Annotated in this window: 2 protein-coding genes; both read right to left on the bottom strand. The window is 59.1% G+C overall.

The window, feature by feature from the left end; genetic code table 11:
• Window positions 1-2 precede the first annotated feature (2 nt).
• Complete coding sequence (locus Q7U71_08195; protein ID MDO9391738.1) at window positions 3-1067, bottom strand: rod shape-determining protein; 1065 nt, start codon at window positions 1065-1067, stop codon at window positions 3-5.
• Window positions 1068-1236: 169 nt separating this feature from the next.
• On the bottom strand, window positions 1237-1995 hold a 759-nt coding region (locus tag Q7U71_08190; protein MDO9391737.1), incomplete at its 5' end, for an ABC-2 family transporter protein.

The following is a 1995-nucleotide window of genomic DNA, read 5'->3' as shown; positions in this document are numbered from 1 at the left end:
CATTATTCCTTGCGGCTCTGCATCAGCACCTTTTCATAATCGGCCGGGGACTCCAGCACCTTGCCGGCGCCCAGCACAATGCATTGCTGGGTTTCCACCGCCAGTTTGATCGGCAGGTTGGTCTCCTCCCTCAGCAGGGCGTCCAGGCCCTTCAGCAGGGAGCCTCCCCCGGTCATGGTGATCCCGGCGTCCACGATGTCGGCCGCCAGTTCCGGCGGGGTCTGCTCCAGCGCTTTCTTGACCGCCAGCACTATCTGGGACACCGGCTCGCGCAAGGCCTCGCGGATCTCCTCGCTTTTGATCTTGATGGCCCGGGGGATGCCCTGCACCACGTCCCGGCCCTTGACCTCCATCTCCTTGCTTTCCTCCACCGGGAAGGCCGAGCCGATCCTGATCTTGATCTCCTCGGCGGTCTGCTCCCCGATCAGAAGGTTGTGGGTCTTGCGCAGGTATTCCAGGATGGCCTCGTCCATCTCGTCGCCGGCTATCCGGATGGAAGTGTTGCGGACGATGCCGGACAGGGCGATCACTGCGATCTCGGTGGTGCCGCCGCCGATGTCTATCACCATGCTGCCCATGGCCGAATCCACCGGCAGGCCCACCCCGATGGCGGCGGCAATGGGCTCGGCGATCAAAAAGACCTCGCGGGCCCCGGCGTGCTCGGCCGAGTCGCGCACCGCGCGCTTTTCCACTTCGGTGATCCCCGAGGGAACGCAGATGATGACCCGGGGCCGGATCAGGGTCCGGCGTTTTTGGGCCATCTTGAAGAAGGCCCGGATCATCTCCTCGCAGATCTCAAAGTCGGCGATCACCCCGTCCTTCATGGGCCGGATGGCCCGGATCTCGTCCGGGGTGCGGCCCAGCATCTTCTTGGCCTCGGTGCCCACCGCGATAGGCATCCCGGTCTTCTTTTCGATGGCCACCACCGAAGGCTGGTTCAGCACGATCCCCTTGCCGGCCACGTAGACCAGGGTGCTGGCGGTTCCCAGATCCATCGCCATGTCATGGGAGATCACGGATCCGAAGATGTCCCTTAGAATGTCCCTGAGGTCAGGCAGCTTTATCATTATTCCTCCAATTGGATGGTATGTTCAAAGTATTAACGTATTAACGCAGGACGAGTAGTAACGATGGAACACTTTGTGTATACGATGGACATGCGGTGGTATACAATTGTTTGGCCTATTTTTGTCTATTGCATCACATTGAATTTGCATCCCCAGCAAAGTGCGGCCGTCAGCTCCCGGTGCTCTCGTAGGCCTTGACCCCCTGTTTCCAGGTGAACATCCCCAGCCCAAAGAAGATCAGGCCGATGGCCGGGGTCAGCCAGGCGTAGATCCCGTATCCCTTGCGGCCCAGCACCTGCACCGCCGGATAAAAGGCGGTAAAGGCGTAGGGAATGATCCAGCTTAAAATGAACCTTAATTTGGGATCGTAGATGGTGACCGGGTAGCCGGAAAAATTCTGCATCAGGTGGAGCACCGAGACCAGGCTGCCCCGGTCGTTGAACCAGAAGGTGGCGCTGATAACGGCGGTGAATATCCCCAGATAGATCAGGCAGGCCGACACGACCATTCCCAGGATCATCAGGTGCTGCAGCAAGGAAAGTGATATTTCCAGATGACGCAGGGAATAGGCCATGATCATCAGGCCCACCAGGATGTTGGAGATCTCCTCAAAGTGCACCCGCTCGATGATCACCTGAAAGAAGCTGTCCAGGGGCCGCAGCAAGACCCGGTCGAACCAGCCCTCCACGATGTAGCGCTCGCTGACTTCGAACAGGTTGGAGAAGAACAAAAAGAACAGGCCCAGGGTCAGCTGGGAGAATCCGTAGATGTAGAATATCTCGTAGCGGTACCAGCCTTTCAGGTGCGGCACCTTGCCGAACAAGGCGGCCACGAACAGCACCCCGATCATCTGGGTCATGAAATTGGCGATGAACCCGGCCCAGAAGTCCTCGCGGTAGGCCAGCCGGGACTTGAGCGAGTTGGAAAC

Source organism: bacterium (genome assembly GCA_030655055.1).
Lineage (GTDB): Bacteria > Edwardsbacteria > AC1 > AC1 > EtOH8 > UBA5202.
The sequence above is the reverse complement of the archived record's forward strand: the minus strand, read 5'-3'. Positions and strand labels throughout refer to the sequence as shown.